Genomic DNA, 17,156 nt, shown 5'->3' on the forward strand with positions numbered 1-17,156 from the left:
CACTTGGTCAACCGAGAGTTTTGCCCACGGCCTCGGCGACGATCGCCACCTGGGCGGGGTCGGCGCTGGTGGGGATCAGCTGGACCTCGTCGGCGCCGAGGTCCTCGAAGCGGCGCAGCAGCGCGATCAGCTCGGGCACGGTGCCGGCGAAGCCGGTCGTCGGGGCCATCGCGTCGACGAGGTCGGCCGGCAGCCAGCTCAGGTAGTGGCGCAGGTGCCGGTGCACCTGCGCTCGGGCCTGGCCACCCGAGGTCTCCTCCAGGGCGAACCAGAACGACGTCGTCAGCCGGGGTGCCGGCCGGCCCGCCTCGGCCCAGGAGACCCGGGCCAGGTCGAACAGCCGACCGACGCCCTGCGTGGACAGGTCGAGGGTGACGCCCGCGAGCCCGTCGGCCCACCCGGCGGCGTACCGGATCGTCCTCGGACCGGTCGTCCCGACGAGCAGCTCCGGACCCCCGGCCCGCACCGGGGGCGGCCCGACCGGTCCGACCCCCTCGCCGACCCGCTCCCCGCTCCAGACCCGCCGCATCTCGGCGGCCCGCTCCCCCAGCTCGCGCATCCGCTGGGTCACCGGGTCCGCGCCGACCGCGAGGTAGTCCTCGACCCGGCCGCCCACGCCCAGCCCGACGCTGAGCCGGCCGCCGCTGAGCCGGTCGCCGGTCGCGAGGGCCTTGGCGAGCAGCACCGGGTCGTGCAGCTGGGGTACGACGACGGTGGTCGCGATCCGCACCCGCCGGGTCCAGGCGGCGACCGCGCCGAGCAGGGTCAGCGTCTCGGGGTTGTCGAAGGCCATCCGCTCCCCGAAGCACACCGACGAGAACGGTCCCTCGTCGATCGCCCGGGCCCACGTCTCCAGGACACCGTCCGTCACCCACAGGTCCGGCTCCATCACGGGCAGCGTCATCCCCACCTGCACGCCGTCACCCTGGCACGGGCCGCGGGCCCTCGGGCCCGTCACCGGCCCACATTCCGGTGACCGGGATCGGCGACCTCAGGGGTCGTCACCGCGCAGGTCGTCGGACCGGGGTTCGCGTCCGCCTACGCTGTCGACCGTGAGCCCCGACCGCGACCCGATCCGTGAGGCGCACCGGCAGTGGACCCGCCACGGCTGGGCCGACGCCGCCGACGGCATGGCGATGGTGACCTCCGTCGTACGGGTCCAGCAGCTGCTGATGGAGCGCATCGACGCGGTGCTCCGCCCGCTCGGGCTGACCTTCGCCCGCTACGAGGTGCTGCGGCTGCTGTCGTTCTCCTCGGCCGGCGGGATGCCGATGACCCGGCTCGGGTCGCTGCTCCAGGTGCACCCGACCAGCGTCACGAGCGCCGTCGACCGCCTCGAGCGACAGGGGTACGTCGAGCGGGTACGCCGCAGCGACGACCGCCGGGTCATCGTCGCCTCGATCACCGACGCCGGCCGAGCGGTCGTCGAGACCGCCACCGACGGGCTCAACGGCCAGGTCTTCGAGCGGCCCGGGATCAGCGCCGAGCAGGTGGCCGCGCTGACCGAGCTCCTCGGCGCCGTTCGGGCGGACGCCGGCGACCTGGTCGACTGAGGCGACGACGGCCAGGTCGCGTTGAACGGCCGGCTCCGGAGCTCGTACCACGGGAAACGCGGAACCCCGGAGCCGGCCAGTAGGGCCGACGATCGCAGGTCGCCCGTGACGAGCCGCTCCCTCCAGAACTGCCCGCCACACCCGGTGACCGTCGGACACCCTGTCTTCGACGGTAGGGCGACGAGCAGCCGGCGTCGTCATCTAAATCGAGTATGTGTGGGGGAGCGCTCGCAGGTTCATCACGGTATGCAGACGAGCCCGCACTCCCCACGGCGTACCCACCGTGGGAACTGCCAACTGATCTGCATACCGTGATGAACCTGGGACTCAGGTGACTCCCACCCCCGGCTACTTCCCCGTAAAGCCTGGACGTCCTACCATCGAATAGTTGGACATCCAATCTTCCCCGAAGGCAGCCAATGACCGACCTGCACGTACCCCAGCACCCCGTCCGGCTCGTCACCGCGAGCAGCCTGTTCGACGGCCACGACGCCTCGATCAACATCATGCGGCGGATCTTCCAGAGCCAGGGCTGCGAGGTCGTGCACCTCGGTCACAACCGCTCCGTGCAGGAGGTCGTCGACGCCGCACTGGAGGAGGACGTCCAGGGGGTCGCGGTGTCGTCGTACCAGGGCGGGCACGTGGAGTACTTCGAGTACCTCGTCGAGTCGCTGCGGGCCCAGGGCGCCGACCACGTGCAGGTCGTCGGCGGCGGTGGCGGCGTGATCGTGCACGACGAGATCGAGCGGCTGCGCAGCTCCGGCGTCACCATCTTCTCCCCCGAGGACGGCCAGCGGATGGGCCTGGTCGGGATGATCAACTCGGTCGTGAAGAGCTGCGACACCGACCTGTGGGCGGCCAAGCAGGTCGGCGCCGAGCAGGTGCTCAGCGGCGACCGGTTCGCCATCGCCCGCGCGATCACCGCCGCCGAGCAGGGCCGGCTGCCCGCCGACGTACTCGCCGCGCTGAGCGACGCCGCCGGCCGCAGCCACGCGCCGGTCCTCGGCATCACCGGCACCGGCGGGTCCGGCAAGTCCTCCCTCACCGACGAGCTCGTACGACGCATCCGCGTCGACCAGCAGGACAAGCTGCGGGTCGCGGTGGTGGCCGTCGACCCGACCCGGCGCAAGGGCGGCGGGGCGCTGCTCGGCGACCGGATCCGGATGAACGCCCTCGACGGCGACCGGGTCTTCTTCCGCAGCCTCGCCACCCGCGGCGCGCACGAGATCCCCGCCCAGCTCGCCGACGTGATCACCGTCCTGAAGGCCGCCGGCTTCGACCTGGTCGTCGTCGAGACCCCCGGCATCGGCCAGGGCGACGCCGCGATCGTGCCGTTCGTCGACACGGCGCTCTACGTGATGACGCCGGAGTTCGGCGCCGCCTCGCAGCTGGAGAAGATCGACATGCTCGACTTCGCCGACGTCGTGGCGATCAACAAGTTCGAGCGCCGCGGCGCGCAGGACGCGCTGCGCGACGTGGGGCGCCAGCTGGTCCGCAACCGCGAGGCCTTCGGCCAGCAGCCCACCGACATGCCGGTCTTCGGCACCAGCGCCGCGACCTTCAACGACGACGGCGTCACCGCGCTCTACCAGCACCTGCGCGGCCTGCTCGGCGACCAGGGCCTGCCGCTCGGCGAGGGCACCCTGGAGCCGGTCGACGTCAAGCACTCCTCCGGCATCCGCGCGGTCGTCCCGCAGGAGCGGGTCCGCTACCTGGCCGAGATCACCGAGGCCGTGCGCGGCTACCACGCCCGCACCGAGGAGCTGGCCGCCGCCGCCCGCCAGGCTCAGGCGTTCCGGCTGGTGGCCGACGAGCTGGCGGGTCTCGATACGCCCTCGCTCGTCCCTCGCGAGGGCTACTCGACCAACGAGGACGACGCCGACCCCGCCGACCTCGCCGACCTCGCTGGTCGAGTAGCGAGCGCCAGCGAGCGTATCGAGACCCTCGTCCCGCCCGAGCTCCGCGCGCAGCTCGAGCAGTGGCCCTCCGTCGTCCAGGCGTACGCCGAGAAGCCCGGCCGCGAGTCGCTCTCGGGCAACGTCGTGCCGCGGGTCGCCGTACCCCGCTTCACCGACCACGGCGAGCTGGTCCGGTTCTTCCGCCGGGAGAACCTGCCCGGCTTCTTCCCGTTCACCGCGGGCGTCTTCCCGTTCAAGCGTGAGGGCGAGGACCCGGCCCGGATGTTCGCCGGCGAGGGCGACCCGGCCCGCACGAACCGCCGCTTCAAGCTGCTCTCGGAGGGCAACGAGGCGACCCGGCTGAGCACCGCCTTCGACTCGGTGACGCTCTACGGCCGCGACCCCGACGAGCGCCCCGACATCTACGGCAAGGTCGGCACGTCGGGGGTGAGCGTCGCGACGCTCGACGACATGAAGCAGCTGTACGACGGCTTCGACCTGCTCTCCCCGACGACCTCGGTCAGCATGACCATCAACGGCCCGGCGCCGACGGTGCTCGCCTTCTACCTCAACACCGTGATGGACCAGGCCCGCGAGCGTGGCATCGCGCCGGCCGAAGCACTGCGCACCGTCCGCGGCACCGTGCAGGCCGACATCCTCAAGGAGGACCAGGGCCAGAACACCTGCCTGTTCTCCACCGAGTTCAGTCTGCGCTGCATGGCCGACATCCAGGAGTGGTTCATCGAGCAGGGGGTGCGCAACTTCTACTCGGTGAGCATCTCCGGCTACCACATCGCCGAGGCCGGGGCGAACCCCATCAGCCAGCTCGCCTTCACCCTGGCCAACGGCTTCACCTACGTCGAGGCCTACCTCGCGCGCGGCATGGACATCGACGACTTCGCACCCAACCTGTCGTTCTTCTTCTCCAACGGCATGGACCCGGAGTACTCCGTCATCGGCCGCGTCGCCCGCCGGATCTGGGCGGTCGCGATGCGCGACAGGTACGGCGCCGGCGAGCGCTCGCAGAAGCTGAAGTACCACGTGCAGACGTCCGGCCGCTCCCTGCACGCACAGGAGATGGACTTCAACGACATCCGCACCACCCTGCAGGCGCTGATCGCGATCTACGACAACGCCAACAGCCTGCACACCAACGCCTACGACGAGGCCGTGACCACCCCGGGTGAGGAGTCGGTACGCCGCGCCCTGGCCATCCAGCTGATCATCAACCGCGAGTGGGGCCTGGCGATGAACGAGAACCCGCTCCAGGGCTCGTTCATCATCGACGAGCTCACCGACCTGGTGGAGACGGCCGTGCTCGCGGAGTTCGACGCCATCAACGCGCGCGGCGGCGTACTGGGCGCGATGGAGACCGGCTACCAGCGCGGCCGGATCCAGGACGAGTCGATGCTCTACGAGCACCGCAAGCACGACGGCTCGCTGCCGATCATCGGCGTCAACACGTTCCGCAAGCCCGGTGGCGACGACGGCACCCCCGACCACGTCGAGCTCGCCCGCGCGACGTCGGCGGAGAAGGAGTCGCAGCTGACCCGGGTCCGTGACTTCCAGGCCACCCACACCGACGAGGCGGCGGCCGCGCTGGCCCGGCTGAAGGAGGCCGCGACCTCCGGCGAGAACGTCTTCGCCGTCCTCATGGACGCCGCGCGGGTCTGCTCGCTCGGTCAGGTGACGGAGGCGTTCTTCGAGGTCGGCGGCGCCTACCGCCGCAACGTCTGAGCCCCTGGACGCCGGGTCTCGATACGCTCGCTGGCGCTCGCTACTCGACCAACGACACCCAGCTCGACGGTCGAGTAGCCCCGCGAGGAACGACACCCAGCTCGACGGTCGAGTAGCCCCACGAGGAACGACACCCAGCTCGTCGGTCGAGTGGCCCCGCGAGGAACGACACCCACCTCGACGGTCGAGTAGCCCCGCGAGGAACGAGCGGGGCGTATCGAGACCACCCCGCGGGCCGGCGGACTCAACCGCCGGGAATCCCGACTCAACCGCCGGCAGGCCCGACTCAACGTGTGATGCCGGGCACCGCTAATCTCACGGTCGTGACCACCCTGCCGACGTACGACCAGCTGGCCGACCTCCCCGCCTACAGTGAGCGCCGCGTGCCGGTGGCCTTCGAGGACATCAACGGGCACATGAACGTGCGCCACTACGTGGGCATCGCGAGCGAGGGCCTGGACGACTCGCTCACCGAGGTCGGCATCCCGACCAACTGGGTCGACCGGGGCTTCGCGGTCTTCTCCGCCGAGCACCACCTGACCTACGTCAACGAGCTGCTCACCGGCGACACCGTGTCGGTCCGGGTGCGGCTGATCGGCCGCTCGGAGCGCGCGATCCATGCGGTCGTCTACCTGGTCGACGAGACCCGCAAGCAGCTGAGCTACGTGATGGAGGAGATCTTCCTCCACATCGACATGACCACCCGCAAGACCTCGCCGTGGCCGGAGGACGTCGCCGCGCTGGTCGACGCCCGGGTCGCCGAGCACGAGAAGCTGTCGTTCGAGCCGATGCTGTCGGGGTCCATCGCCCTGCGATGACCCTCCTGCGATGAGCGCGCGGCGCGTCGTCTCGCTGGTGCCCTCGATCACCGAGGCGCTGGCGAGCGTCCGGCCCGAGGCGCTGGTCGGCGCGACCGACTGGTGCACCCACCCGGCGAATCTCGACGAGCTCGATCGACGGGAGCCGCTCACCCGGGTCCGGGGCACCAAGAACCCCGACCTGGCCGCCATCCGCGCCCTCTCCCCCGACCTGGTGATCGCCAACCGGGAGGAGAACCGCGAGCTCGACGTACGACGGCTGCGCGACGCCGGCGTACGCGTCCACGTCACGGTGGTCGAGACCGTGCCGCAGGCGATCGCCTGCTTCGAGGAGCTCTTCGACGACGTGCTCGACTGGCCGCGGCCGCCCTGGCTCGCGATCGCGCGCGAGCTGTGGCGCGGCCCGCTCCCACCGGTACGCCGCCGGGTCGCGATCCCGATCTGGCGCGATCCGTGGATGGTCGTCGGCTCCCGCACGTTCGCCGGCGACCTGGCCCACCGGCTCGGTCTCGAGAACGTCTTCGGCTCGCACGCGGACCGCTACCCGCACGTGTCGGTCGACGACATCGACTCCTGCGGAGCGGACGTCGTACTGCTGCCCGACGAGCCGTACGCCTTCTCCGCCGCCGACGGTGTCTTCGCCGTCCCGGCCGAGCTGGTCAGCGGCCGACTGCTGACCTGGTACGGCCCGTCGCTGGTCGAGGCCCACGCCTCGCTGTCCCGCGCGGCCGACTGACGGACGCTGGCCGAGCGAGGCGGTGCGTCGAGATCACCCCCACGGGCCTCGAGGCACCGCCCACGCTCGTACCTCGATCAACGACCCCGACCCACCCGCGTTACGCCTCCCCCGGTGCTCCCGGTGGTCGAGCAGGAGGCGGACCGACCGCCGCTCAGTCGTCGCTCGCCGCAGCCACGACCGCAGCGAGGTCCGGGCCGCTCAGCAGCCCCAGCCGCGCCAGCTCCCGCGCCATGGCGGCGGAGTCGGGGGCGAGCACGAACGGGACCGACTCGTCCCAGATCTTCAGGACCGCCTCGACCCGTCCGTCGAAGGGGTCCAGGCGCACCTCGCGGATGCACACAGCGAGGATCCGGCCGGGGTAGCGGCGGACCGTCTCGGCGTAGATCGCCGGGTCGTGCTCGGCGGAGTCGCCGATCAGCACGAACTGCAGGTCGGGGTGGAGGGTCAGCACCTCGTGGATCCGGTCGCGCTTGTGCCCGCCGGTCACCAGGTCGCGCAGCAGCACCGGGCCGGCCGGGAAGCCCCGGTGGGCGAGGAAGCCGAGCAGGAAGTCGTGCAGGTTCCACGGGCTGGAGGAGATGTAGAAGAACGGGTTGCGGAGGTCCGCTCCGGCCAGCGCCCGGTAGAGCTCGGGCGCACCCGCGAACGACGTCCGGGTCAGCGCCGAGCCGGTCAGGGTCTGGCGGATCATCGTCCCGGTCCGCTGCACGCCGGTCACCAGGATCGTGTCGTCGACGTCGGAGATCACCCCCAGCTCGGCTCGTCCGTCGTCGACCCGGATCCGGGCGACGGCGCTGGCCTGCTCGACCCCGCGGTACGGCGAGGCCAACGTCACCGTGCCCTCGGTCCACGGCGACTCCAGCACGGAGTCGTCCAGCTCGGCCTGGAAGTAGCCGTCCCCGTCGGTGAACGTCTCGACGGCGCCGCCACCGACCTCGATCCGCAGGTGCACGCCCGGCAGCTCGGTCGTCAGGAAGCCGGCGACGCTGCGTCGTACCGCCGCCCAGGGACTCTCGCCCACGATGGTCTCCGCGGGCTCGGCGTCGTCGAGCACCCGGCCGCGGACGATGGCGGGGCCGATGACCAACGGATGGGCGCGGCCGTGGCCGACGTACGCGACGATCCGGAAGTCGCGCGGGAGCTTGTCGCCCCAGCGGGCCCGGCGCGCGCTGTCCCAGCGCCGCTCGAGGGCGCCGAGGATCGAGCGGGCCCGGCTCATCGGAAGGCGGGCTTCTCCTTCGAGAGGAAGGCCCGCACCCCCTCCGCGAAGTCCGGTCCGGTGTAGACGTCGCGCAGCATCGCCTCGTCGTCGCGCGGCGCGGCCTCGGCGACCCGGGCCCGGGAGAGCAGCTGCGCCTTGGTGGTCCGCAGGGTCACGCCGGAGGCGGCCCGGATCCCGTCGAGGAGTACGGCGAGCTCGGCGTCCAGGTCGTCGACGACCGCGAGCAGCGCGCCGACGGCGTACGCCCGGTCGGCGTCGACGAGCCGGGACGCGAGCAGCATCTCGCGGGTCAGCGCCTCCCCGAAGACGGCGGCGGTGCGGTAGACGATCGAGGCGGAGAGCGCGTTGCCCAGGGTGCGCGCGATCGGGTAGCCGAACCTGCTGCCCGGCGTCGCCAGCCGCAGGTCGCAGTGGGACGCGACGGCCAGCCCGCCGCCGACGCACACCCCGTCGACGGCCGCGACCGTGACCTGCGGGAGGGCGAACAGCTCCTCCAGCAGCTCGCGGATCCAGCCCTCGTAGGCGACCGCGTCGGCGTCGACGAAGTCGCTGATCTCGTTGCCCGCCGCGAACGCCTTCCCACCGGCCCCGCGCAGCACGAGGGCGCGTACGTCGGCGTCGGCGCGGAGCTCGTCGCACAGCTCGCGCAGCTCGGCGTACATCGCCCGTGTGAAGGCGTTGCGCCGCTCCGGGCGGTTGAACGTCACCTCGACCACGCCCGGGGTCCGTCGGACCAGCAGTTCGTCGCTCACACGGAGGAGGCTACCCACCACCCGGCGATCCGGTGGTTGAGCAACCCCCGCCCGGTGGTCGAGCAGGAGGGCGCTCTGCGCCCGACGGTGTCGAGACCCCCGCCCGGTGGTCGAGCAGGAGGGCGCTCTGCGCCCGACGGTGTCGAGACCCCCGCCCGGTGGTCGAGCAGGAGGGCGCTCTGCGCCCGACGGTGTCGAGACCCCCGCACCCGAGCGCCGACGTCCACCGACTCATCCCTGCGGTCCCCGATCCCGTCCGCGTGCCAGGTCGGGCAGCTGATCGAGCCGCCCGTCGATCAGCGCAAGCCGTTTGGCGCGGCCCCACCCCTGGATCTGCTTCTCCAGCGCGAACGCGCTGTCGATCCGTTGGACCTCCACGGACCAGACCAGGCGGACCGGCCGCCGCCGGCGAGGCCGGGTGTACGCCGCGCCGCCCTCTCCGGAGCTGTGCTCGGTGAGGCGTCGTTCGAGGTCGGTCGTGCTGCCGACGTAGAGCGACCCGTCGGCGCACTCGAGGATGTAGGTCCAGGCCATGGAGGTGGCGTGCCCTCGTCGAGGCGGTGCTGAAACTCCGGGGTCGGGTGGTTGTGGAGGAGGTCGGTCGCCGCGCTTCGGGTCGAGGTCGCTTGTCGGGTGCGGGGGGTCTCGACAACGTCGGCGCTGGCGCGCCTCCTGCTCGACCACCGGTGGTCAGTGGTGGGGGCGGGTCCAGGCCTCGGTCTGGGTGAGTCGGTAGAGGTAGGCGAGGGAGGGGACGACCAGGACGGCGGCGATGCCGACGGCGACGAGGAGCGCGGCGAGGGTGGCGTCGGCGCCGGCGGCGTCCTCGATGGTGACCTGGTCGACGAGCAGCCAGGGGTACTGGCCGACGCCCCAGCCGGCGACCACCGCTGCGACGGCGACGAGGGCGGTGAGCCGGGCGACGGCGTACCGCCGTCGGACCAGCAGGACGAGGGTGCCGACGCCGGCGACGGAGGACAGCACGATGAGCGGGGCCGCCTGGGTCTCCAGGCCGTCGGCGAGCGTCGGGGCGTCGCGCTCCAGGGGCACCAGGGCACCGAGCACGACCGCGCCGGTGGCCAGGCCGACGAGCAGGGTCCGCACCCGGAGCTGCTCGGCGAGCCGCGTCGACCCGCCTCGTGCGGCGTCGGCGGTCAGGAAGCAGCCGGCGAGGAAGGCGCAGGTGCCGACGGCGATCACGCCGCCGAAGAGCGAGGTGGGGTTGACCCAGGACCCGATCAGCTCCCCCCGGCCGGACGCCGGGACCCGCCCGGAGGCGATCGCGCCAGCGATCGTGCCGAAGAAGAACGGCGTGACGACCGACGACAGGGCGAAGACGGCGCCGAAGAACCGGGCCTGCGTCAGCGTGGCGGCGTACTTGCGGAACGCGAAGCTCGAGCCGCGCAGCACGATGCCGAGCAGCGCGAACAGCATCGGCAGGATCAGCGTCGACATGGTCGAGGCGAACGACTCGGGAAACGCGGTCCACCAGGTGACGAGCACGTAGATCAGCCAGACGTGGTTGGCCTCCCAGACCGGTCCGATGCTGTGGTCGACCAGCGTCCGGAGCTCGGCACCGCGGGACGGCCCGCCGGCGGTCAGGTCGTAGAAGCCGGACCCGAAATCGGCGCCGCCGAAGAGGGCATAGGCGAGTACGCCGGCGAACAGCGCGGCGGCGACCGCGATCTCCAGGGTCATCGGTCGGTCTCCTGCAGCTGCGGGCCGTAGGGGCTCGGGAGGTCCTCCTCACCGGCCCGCCAGCGCCGCGCCATCGAGCGGAGTACGACGATCGCGCCGATCGTCATCGCGGTGTAGACGACGAACGTCGCGCCGTAGAGCCACCAGAGGCCGGAGTTCTCACCCGCGGCCTCGGGGGTGCGCATGAACCCGTAGACGATCCACGGCTGCCGGCCCACCTCGGTGGCGATCCAGCCGGCCTCCATCGCCACGATCGCCAGCACGCCCGAGACGGCGACGAACCGGAGGTACCAGCGACCGGCGAGCAGGTCGTGCCCGCGCCAGCGGGCGAACCAGAAGAGCAGCACGGCCACCATCAGCAGGGTGCCGATCCCGACCATCGACTGGAAGGCGAGGTGGGTGATGTTGATCGGCGGGTGGTCGGCGGCCGGGATGGTGTCGAGCCCCTGGACGGGCTCGGTGAAGGAGTTGCGGGCGATCAGCGAGCCCAGCCGCGGGATGTCGATGGCCCATCGGACCTCGCCGTCGACGAGCAGCCCGCCGAGCCGCAGCGGCGACGGTCCGTCGTCGGTCTCCATCGCCAGCTCGAACGCCGCGAGCTTGGCCGGCTGGGTCACGGCGAGCCGACCACCCAGCAGGTGGCCGACGAACGGCTGCAGCACCGCGGAGACGCTCGCGAACGCGAAGGCCACGGTGAAGCCGAGCCGGTGCCGGCGGTCGCGCCGGCCGCGGAGCATGCCGACGGCGTACACCGCGGCGATCGAGAAGCCGGCGACCATGTAGGCCGCGACCCACATGTGCAGGAACTGCCAGAACGCGTCCGGGTTGAGGAGCACCGCCCAGGGGCGGATGTTCGTCACCTCGCCGTCGACGACGTCGAAGCCGACGGGTGCGTTCATCCAGGCGTTGACGGCGATCACGCAGAAGGTGCCGATGACGCCCGTGACGGCCATCGGCAGCACCATCAGCAGGTGCTGCTTCGGGGGCATCCGGCCCCAGCCGTAGAGGTAGATGCCGAGGAAGATCGCCTCGAGGAAGAACGCCAGTCCCTCGAACGCGAACGGCAGTCCCAGCACGTCGCCGTACGTGCCCATCAGGCCGGGCCAGAGCAGGCCCATCTCGAAGCTGAGCACCGTGCCCGAGACCGCACCGATCGCGAACAGCACGGCGGAGACCTTGGCCCATCGGCGAGCCAGGACCAGCGCGTCGGGATCGTTCCGGCGGATGCCGATGAGGTGCATCGTGAAGATGATCGCCGGGAAGGCCACCCCGAAGCAGGCCAGGATGATGTGCCACCCCAGGGACAGTGCCATCTGCTGTCGCGCCGGCATCAGACCGGCCGGATCGGCGAGGTCGGACGCGAGGATGGAGGTCAGGAGGTCTGGCGTGCCCACCTTGACGACCGTACGCCGGGAACCAGGGGTTCCGGCGAGTTTGTGAATTCTTTCACGAAGTCTGCCAGCGGCCGAGCAGCGTCCCGTCCGCCTCGAGGAGGCTGGTCAGCACGAGGGGTACGTCGACCGGCGGGCCCACGGTGATCCCCGGATGCTCGCCGCCGACCAGTCGCGGCACGATCGTCGCGCAGAGCTCGTCGACGACGCCCTGGTCGAGCAGGTCGCGGAGCAGGTGCGGGCCACCCTCGGCGAGCAGGCTCGACCAGCCGCGCGCGACCAGTCGGCCGCGCAGGAGACGCAGGTCGACGCGGTGCTGGCCGCAGACGAGGACGTGCTCGTCACCGAGCAGCTCGCGTGCCGCGGCGATCCCCTCGGAGCTCGCGCAGGTCGCGAGCAGCACCCGGCCGGGCGCGGCACCACGCAGCAGCGGGGGCACCTCCGCCCGCCGGCTCACCACCACGATCGGTACGTCGGCCGGCCCGTACTCCTCCGCACGCGCTGTCCCCGCGCCCACCACGATCGCGTCGGCCAGCCGGCGCAGGGTGTCGTAGACCAGCCGGTCGGCCGGGTTGCCGATCGACCCGCTGCGACCGTCCGAGCCGGTCGCGGCGCCGTCCAGGGTGCTGATCATGTTGGCCCGCAGCCACGGCGTCCGCGGGACGGCGTACACCTCGTCGAGGTCGGGCGCCGGTCCCCGTTGGTCGAGCCCGTCGAGACCCATCAGAACTCGCATGTCCACCTCATCACCCAGTACTGCACCCCGAACGGGTCGTCGTCGTAGTCCACCTGCGCCTCGGTCCCGGGCGGGAGCAGCCGGAACAGCTCGCGGATCCCGTCGAGTGACGCCAGAAGGCCCCTGCCGAGCGCGAAATGGGGCCAATCGGTGTCACTCGACACCAGGGCCGCCCGCAGCGAGTCGTCGAAGTCGAAGGAGCGCTCGTCCAGGTGGCCGGGCGCCTTCTCGGACCGGCACGCCGACCCGTTCCCGACGACGAGGTAGCTCCCCGGTGGTCGAGCCGGTGGTTGAGCAGCGAGGCCCCCCAGGGCCGAGCGTGTCGAGACCCCCGCAGCCGACAGCAGGGCCTCACCCACCCGAATTCCCTGCGGATCACCCAGTACGACGACCTCCGGCCCCAGCCACGTGACCGCGTCCAGGCACGCCAGCCGCAGGTCGAGCACCGGGTCGGAGAGGCCGGCGTACTCCGGCAGCAGCGCGAGCGCCCCGGGAACGAGCACGACTCTCGGTGATCGAGTAGCCCCCGAGGAACGAGCGGGCGTCGCCGGGTTCGGTGATCGAGTAGCCCGCGAGGAACGAGCGGGCGTATCGAGATTCACTGCAGCCCCCTGATCGCGCGCGCGGGCAGGCGCCGCCCGGCGATGGTGTTGACCATGTCGACGACCTGCCGGGTCTCGACGACCTCGTGGACCCGGTAGATCCGGGCGCCGGCGAGCGCGCAGACGGCCGTTGCGGCGAGGGTGCCGGTGAGCCGCTCCCCGACCGGCAGGTCGAGCGACTCCCCGACGAAGTCCTTGTTGGACAGCGAGACCAGCACCGGCCAGCCGGTCTCGACCAGCTCACCGAGCCGGCGGGTGAGCTCGAGGGAGTGGAAGGTGTTCTTGCCGAAGTCGTGGGCCGGGTCGATGACGACCGAGCGCGAGTCGACGCCGGCGGCGACGGCCCGGTAGGCGTAGCCGACGGTGTCCGCAATGGCCGAGCGCACGACGTCGTCGTACTCCACCCGGTAGGGGCGGGTCCGCGGCGTCGCACCGCCGGTGTGGGTGCAGATGATGGCGGCGTCGTACTCCGCCGCGACGTCGACGAGGCCCGAGTCGGCCCCGCCCCAGGCGTCGTTGAGCACGTCGGCGCCGGCCTCGCAGACCGCCCGTCCGACCGAGGCGCGCCAGGTGTCGACCGAGATCACCAGCGAGGGGTACGACGCCCGGACCCGCGCGACGAAGTCGACGACCCGGCGCTTCTCCTCGTCCTCGGAGATGCTCTCCCCCGGTGCGGCCTTGATGCCGCCGATGTCGACGATCTCGGCCCCCTCGTCGACGACCTGCGCGACCCGGTCGAGGGCCTTGTCCTCGGCCCAGGTGGCGCCCTTGTCGTAGAACGAGTCGGGGGTGCGGTTGACGATCGCCATCATCAGCGTCGCGTCGTCGGGGAACCGGTGGCGACCCAGCTTGAGCGTCATACGCCCACCGCAGCCGGTCGCTCGATCACGGGTACGGCGTGCTGCCGCGGCTCGACTCCCGGCCCGAACTGGGTCAGCGGGATCTCGTCGGCGTGGTGGCTGTGCGTGGACCGGGCCCAGCTCGCGGTGAGGATCTGGGTCGCCATCGCGCCGAGGTCGCGCAGCGCCTGGTGCCGGTGCGCGCGGCGACCGAGGTCGACCTGGGCGATCGCGTCCAGCCCGTGCGCGCGCCAGGTGTCGATGAGGGCGGCGAGCTCGACGGCGTACCCGGTGGGGACCGACAGCGACGAGAACAGCGAACGGCGTACGGCCCACTCGCCGGCGAGCGGCTGCACCAGCCCGGCCAGCGGCGGGAAGAGCAGCGCGATCAGCGGCCGGGCGACCAGCTCGGTGACCCGCCCGCCCTCGAAAGCAGTGTCCCCCTCGAGCTCGTCGCGACCCGGCCGCTCGTAGAACCCCTTCACCAGCTCGACCTCGGGGCGGGTCAGCAGCGGGCCGAGCAGCCCGGGCACGAAGTGGGTGTCCCAGTCGAGCAGGTCGGCGTCCATGAAGACCAGGACGTCGCCGCTGGTGACGAAGAGCGACTTCCACATCGCCTCGCCCTTGCCGGGCACCGATCCGAGGTCGGGGCGGATCTCGGCGGAGCGGTGCACGACCGCGCCCGCGTCGGTGGCGACGTCGTAGGTGTCGTCGGTCGAGTCGGAGTCGATGACCACGATCTCGTCGACCAGCGCGACGGTCTCGACCAGCGCTTCGCGGACCCGGGTGACCACGTCGCCGACGGTGGCGGCCTCGTTGCGGGCCGGCACCACCAGGCTCACCCGCTGCTCACCCTTGGCGGCGAGCAGGTCGTCGAGCGCCCACTCGTCCCAGCGATGGGTGTTGCTCTCGAACCAGGTCACGTCGCGACCCTAGCGGCGGTGATTGAATGCCCGGGTGCCGTCCCCCGAGCCCGTCGTACGCAAGACCCGCGGACGCCCGCGCAACCCCGGGGCCGAGCAGCGGATCCTCGACGCCGCGCTCGAGGAGTACGGCGAGCGCGGCTGGTCGGGCTTCACGATGGACGCCGTCGCGCGCCGTGCCGGGGTGGGCAAGTCGACGGTGTACCTGCGCTGGCAGGACAAGGACTCGCTGCTGATCGACGCCGTCGACGCGCGCACCGGGGGCATCGAGGACGTCGACACCGGGAGCTTCCACGGCGACCTGGTCGAGGTGTCGGCCAACCTGTACCGCCACTACCTCGATCCCGCGGGCTGGGCCACCCTGCGCCTCGCGGTCGACGCCGCCACCTCCCCGTCCTCGCTCGGCACGTTCAGCGCCCGGCTCGCGGACCAGCACACCGCTGCGGTAATCGCGATCGTGGGTCGCGCGATCGGGCGCGGCGAGGCGACGCCGGCGCTGCCCACGGAGTCCCTGATCCTCTGCCTGTACGGCGCCGTCACGATGCAGACCCTGACCCTCGCCGGCTCCGACCGCCAGCTCCCCGAGGCGGAGATCCGCCAGCGGGTCACCGGCCTGGTCGACTTCGTCCTCGCCGGCTGCACCTGACCCCACCCGGTGGTTGAGCAGCGAAGGACGAAGTCCTGAGCGTGTCCAAACCCGACCCGGTGGTTGAGCAGCGAAGGACGAAGTCCTGAGCGTGTCCAAACCCCACCCGGTGGTTGAGCAGCGAAGGACGAAGTCCTGAGCGTGTCGAAACCCCCGCAACCGACGCAGGGCGGTGACCACCGCGGCCTGTCGGCTCCCCGGGTTTCGACACGGTCGCTAGCGCGACCTGCTCAACCACCGGCACGCGGGTTTCGACACGGTCGCTAGCGCGACCTGCTCAACCAACGAGAACGTCCCCGGGCTCGTCGCGAGCCCGGGGACATCCGTCGTGTTGCTACTTCCGCGTGACCTTCGCGGCGATCAGGTCAGAGCACCGGCGTCAGTCGCCGACCTTCGCGGCGGCGTCGGTCGTGGCCTTGACCGCGGAGGTCGCGGTCTTCTTCACAGCGGTGGTGGTGGCGTTGGCGCTGCTCTTCGGAGCGGTCGCCTTCTTGGCGGCGGTCTTCTTCACCGTCGAGGTCGTCTTCTTCGCGGTCGCCTTCGTCGCCTTGGCGGTCTGGGTCCGCGTGGTCTTGGCCTTCGCGGTCGTGGTCTTCGCCGAGCTCACGGTCGCCTTCGTCGCCTCCTGACGACGGATCCGGGTCACCAGCACCTCGCCGCGCTTGGCCAGGTCGCCGTACGTGCTGGTCGCGGTGGCGACGTTGTCGTCGACGAAGCCCTGGACCTTCGTCGGGAGGACCTTCGCCTCGCCCTGCAACTCGGCGACCCGTGCCTCGATCGCCGCCCGGCGGGCCTTCGCGTCCTTCGCCAGCGCGTCCACGCGGACGCTGACGACGGTCAGCGCCTGGTCGCGCAGCGCCTGGGGCGCGAGGTCGAGGTCGGCGACGGACTTCTGGACGTCCTTCTGCACGTCGGCGAGCTTCTTCTGTACGTCGGCGACGTACTCGCGCACGGCCGCGACCGCGAGGTCCGCGACGCCGGCACCGGCGTAGAGGGTGGACTTGATGTCGAACGTGGTCTTGGCCATGTCGAACTCCTTCAATCAGATCTTGGGATCAGTTCTCGTCGCTCGGCTCGTCGGATCGGTCCGACGCACTCGCTGCGTTCAGCGCCAGGAACGACGCGTACACATCGAGCAGCGATTGCTTCTGACGCTCCGTGAGGCCCGTGTCGGCCAGGACGGCCAGCTCGACCGACCCTCCGACACCGTCCTCAGGACTCACGATCCCCGCTCTGATGTAGAGCTGTTCAGCAGAGATCCGCAGCGCCTTCGCGATCTGCTGCAGCACCTCGGCCGAGGGCCGCCGCAGTCCGCGCTCGATCTGGCTCAGATAGGGGTTGGAGACGCCGGCCAGCTCGGCCAGCTGCCGCAGCGAGAGCTGAGCGCTCGTCCGCTGTTCGCGCAGGTAGTCGCCGAGCGACTCGACCGTCTTGCCAACCTTGCCCTTTGCCATACGTCCAGCATGCTAGCTACTGCTAGCAAAATGCAAGCTGCCAGCTAGCACTCCGGCCGTGATGCGTGTCATGCCGTCATCGCTCGGCGATCGCGCAGGGAGGGCTCCTGTAGCTCGTCAGGCAGATCAACCCCGAGATCGCCCCGAG

17 protein-coding genes are annotated in these 17,156 nt (G+C 71.5%); 5 read left to right on the forward strand and 12 right to left on the reverse strand.

From position 1 onward, the window contains the following. Nucleotides 1–7: 7 nt before the first annotated feature. Nucleotides 8–958, reverse strand: coding sequence for an LLM class flavin-dependent oxidoreductase (locus MUB56_RS01350; protein WP_244930121.1), 951 nt, complete (start codon nt 956–958; stop codon nt 8–10). Between the two features lie 94 nt (nt 959–1,052). Here MUB56_RS01350 and MUB56_RS01355 point away from each other — a divergent pair, with 94 nt between their 5' ends. The 4 genes from MUB56_RS01355 (at nt 1,053) to MUB56_RS01370 (ending at nt 6,742) form a co-directional block, all read left to right on the forward strand. Continuing rightward, on the forward strand, nt 1,053–1,553 hold the full coding sequence (locus MUB56_RS01355) for a MarR family transcriptional regulator (RefSeq protein ID WP_244930122.1): 501 nt from the start codon (nt 1,053–1,055) through the stop codon (nt 1,551–1,553). A 419-nt stretch (nt 1,554–1,972) separates the two neighbouring features. Then, entirely contained in the window at nt 1,973–5,188 is a 3,216-nt protein-coding gene (gene icmF / locus MUB56_RS01360; RefSeq protein WP_244930123.1) for a fused isobutyryl-CoA mutase/GTPase IcmF, read from the forward strand. A 323-nt stretch (nt 5,189–5,511) separates the two neighbouring features. Then, complete coding sequence (locus tag MUB56_RS01365; protein ID WP_244930124.1) at nt 5,512–6,006, forward strand: thioesterase family protein; 495 nt, start codon at nt 5,512–5,514, stop codon at nt 6,004–6,006. A 10-nt stretch (nt 6,007–6,016) separates the two neighbouring features. Further along, complete coding sequence (locus tag MUB56_RS01370) at nt 6,017–6,742, forward strand: helical backbone metal receptor (protein ID WP_244930125.1); 726 nt, start codon at nt 6,017–6,019, stop codon at nt 6,740–6,742. Between the two features lie 154 nt (nt 6,743–6,896). On the opposite strand, the gene MUB56_RS01375 is transcribed toward MUB56_RS01370, so the two are convergent. The 9 genes from MUB56_RS01375 to MUB56_RS01415 form a co-directional block, all read right to left on the reverse strand. After that, complete coding sequence (locus tag MUB56_RS01375; RefSeq protein WP_244930126.1) at nt 6,897–7,964, reverse strand: phosphatase domain-containing protein; 1,068 nt, start codon at nt 7,962–7,964, stop codon at nt 6,897–6,899. Further along, nucleotides 7,961–8,719, reverse strand: coding sequence for an enoyl-CoA hydratase-related protein (locus MUB56_RS01380; RefSeq protein ID WP_244930127.1), 759 nt, complete (start codon nt 8,717–8,719; stop codon nt 7,961–7,963). The genes MUB56_RS01375 and MUB56_RS01380 overlap by 4 nt, the downstream gene beginning before the upstream one ends. A gap of 231 nt (nt 8,720–8,950) precedes the next feature. Further along, entirely contained in the window at nt 8,951–9,253 is a 303-nt protein-coding gene (locus MUB56_RS01385; RefSeq protein WP_244930128.1) for a GIY-YIG nuclease family protein, read from the reverse strand. 156 nt (nt 9,254–9,409) lie between these two features. After that, nucleotides 9,410–10,417: a cytochrome d ubiquinol oxidase subunit II gene (locus MUB56_RS01390; protein ID WP_244930129.1), complete on the reverse strand. Its 1,008-nt coding sequence runs from the start codon at nt 10,415–10,417 to the stop codon at nt 9,410–9,412. Then, nucleotides 10,414–11,811, reverse strand: coding sequence for a cytochrome ubiquinol oxidase subunit I (locus tag MUB56_RS01395; protein ID WP_244930130.1), 1,398 nt, complete (start codon nt 11,809–11,811; stop codon nt 10,414–10,416). The genes MUB56_RS01390 and MUB56_RS01395 overlap by 4 nt, the downstream gene beginning before the upstream one ends. A 52-nt stretch (nt 11,812–11,863) precedes the next feature. Next, on the reverse strand, nt 11,864–12,544 hold the full coding sequence (locus tag MUB56_RS01400) for a dihydrofolate reductase family protein (RefSeq protein ID WP_244930131.1): 681 nt from the start codon (nt 12,542–12,544) through the stop codon (nt 11,864–11,866). Further along, nucleotides 12,532–13,047, reverse strand: a complete 516-nt coding sequence (locus MUB56_RS01405) for a hypothetical protein (protein ID WP_244930132.1) — start codon at nt 13,045–13,047, stop codon at nt 12,532–12,534. The genes MUB56_RS01400 and MUB56_RS01405 overlap by 13 nt, the downstream gene beginning before the upstream one ends. 95 nt (nt 13,048–13,142) lie before the next feature. Next, nucleotides 13,143–14,006 (reverse strand): dihydropteroate synthase, encoded by an 864-nt coding sequence (folP, locus tag MUB56_RS01410; RefSeq protein ID WP_244930133.1) that lies wholly within the window; start codon nt 14,004–14,006, stop codon nt 13,143–13,145. Then, entirely contained in the window at nt 14,003–14,908 is a 906-nt protein-coding gene (locus tag MUB56_RS01415) for a glucosyl-3-phosphoglycerate synthase (protein ID WP_244930134.1), read from the reverse strand. The genes folP and MUB56_RS01415 overlap by 4 nt, the downstream gene beginning before the upstream one ends. Nucleotides 14,909–14,942: 34 nt before the next feature. Between MUB56_RS01415 and MUB56_RS01420 the strand changes: the two genes are divergently transcribed. Beyond that, nucleotides 14,943–15,554 (forward strand): TetR/AcrR family transcriptional regulator, encoded by a 612-nt coding sequence (locus tag MUB56_RS01420; RefSeq protein ID WP_244930135.1) that lies wholly within the window; start codon nt 14,943–14,945, stop codon nt 15,552–15,554. Between the two features lie 379 nt (nt 15,555–15,933). Here the strand turns inward: MUB56_RS01420 and MUB56_RS01425 are convergent, their stop codons facing one another. Both MUB56_RS01425 and MUB56_RS01430 read right to left on the reverse strand, forming a co-directional pair. Further along, the gene (locus tag MUB56_RS01425) at nt 15,934–16,581 is read right to left on the reverse strand and encodes a hypothetical protein (protein ID WP_244930136.1); all 648 of its coding nucleotides are present in this window, start codon (nt 16,579–16,581) and stop codon (nt 15,934–15,936) included. A 28-nt stretch (nt 16,582–16,609) separates the two neighbouring features. After that, nucleotides 16,610–17,008, reverse strand: a complete 399-nt coding sequence (locus tag MUB56_RS01430; protein WP_244930137.1) for a helix-turn-helix transcriptional regulator — start codon at nt 17,006–17,008, stop codon at nt 16,610–16,612. Nucleotides 17,009–17,156: the final 148 nt, after the last annotated feature.

It is taken from the genome of Nocardioides sp. W7 (genome assembly GCF_022919075.1).
GTDB lineage: Bacteria > Actinomycetota > Actinomycetes > Propionibacteriales > Nocardioidaceae > Nocardioides.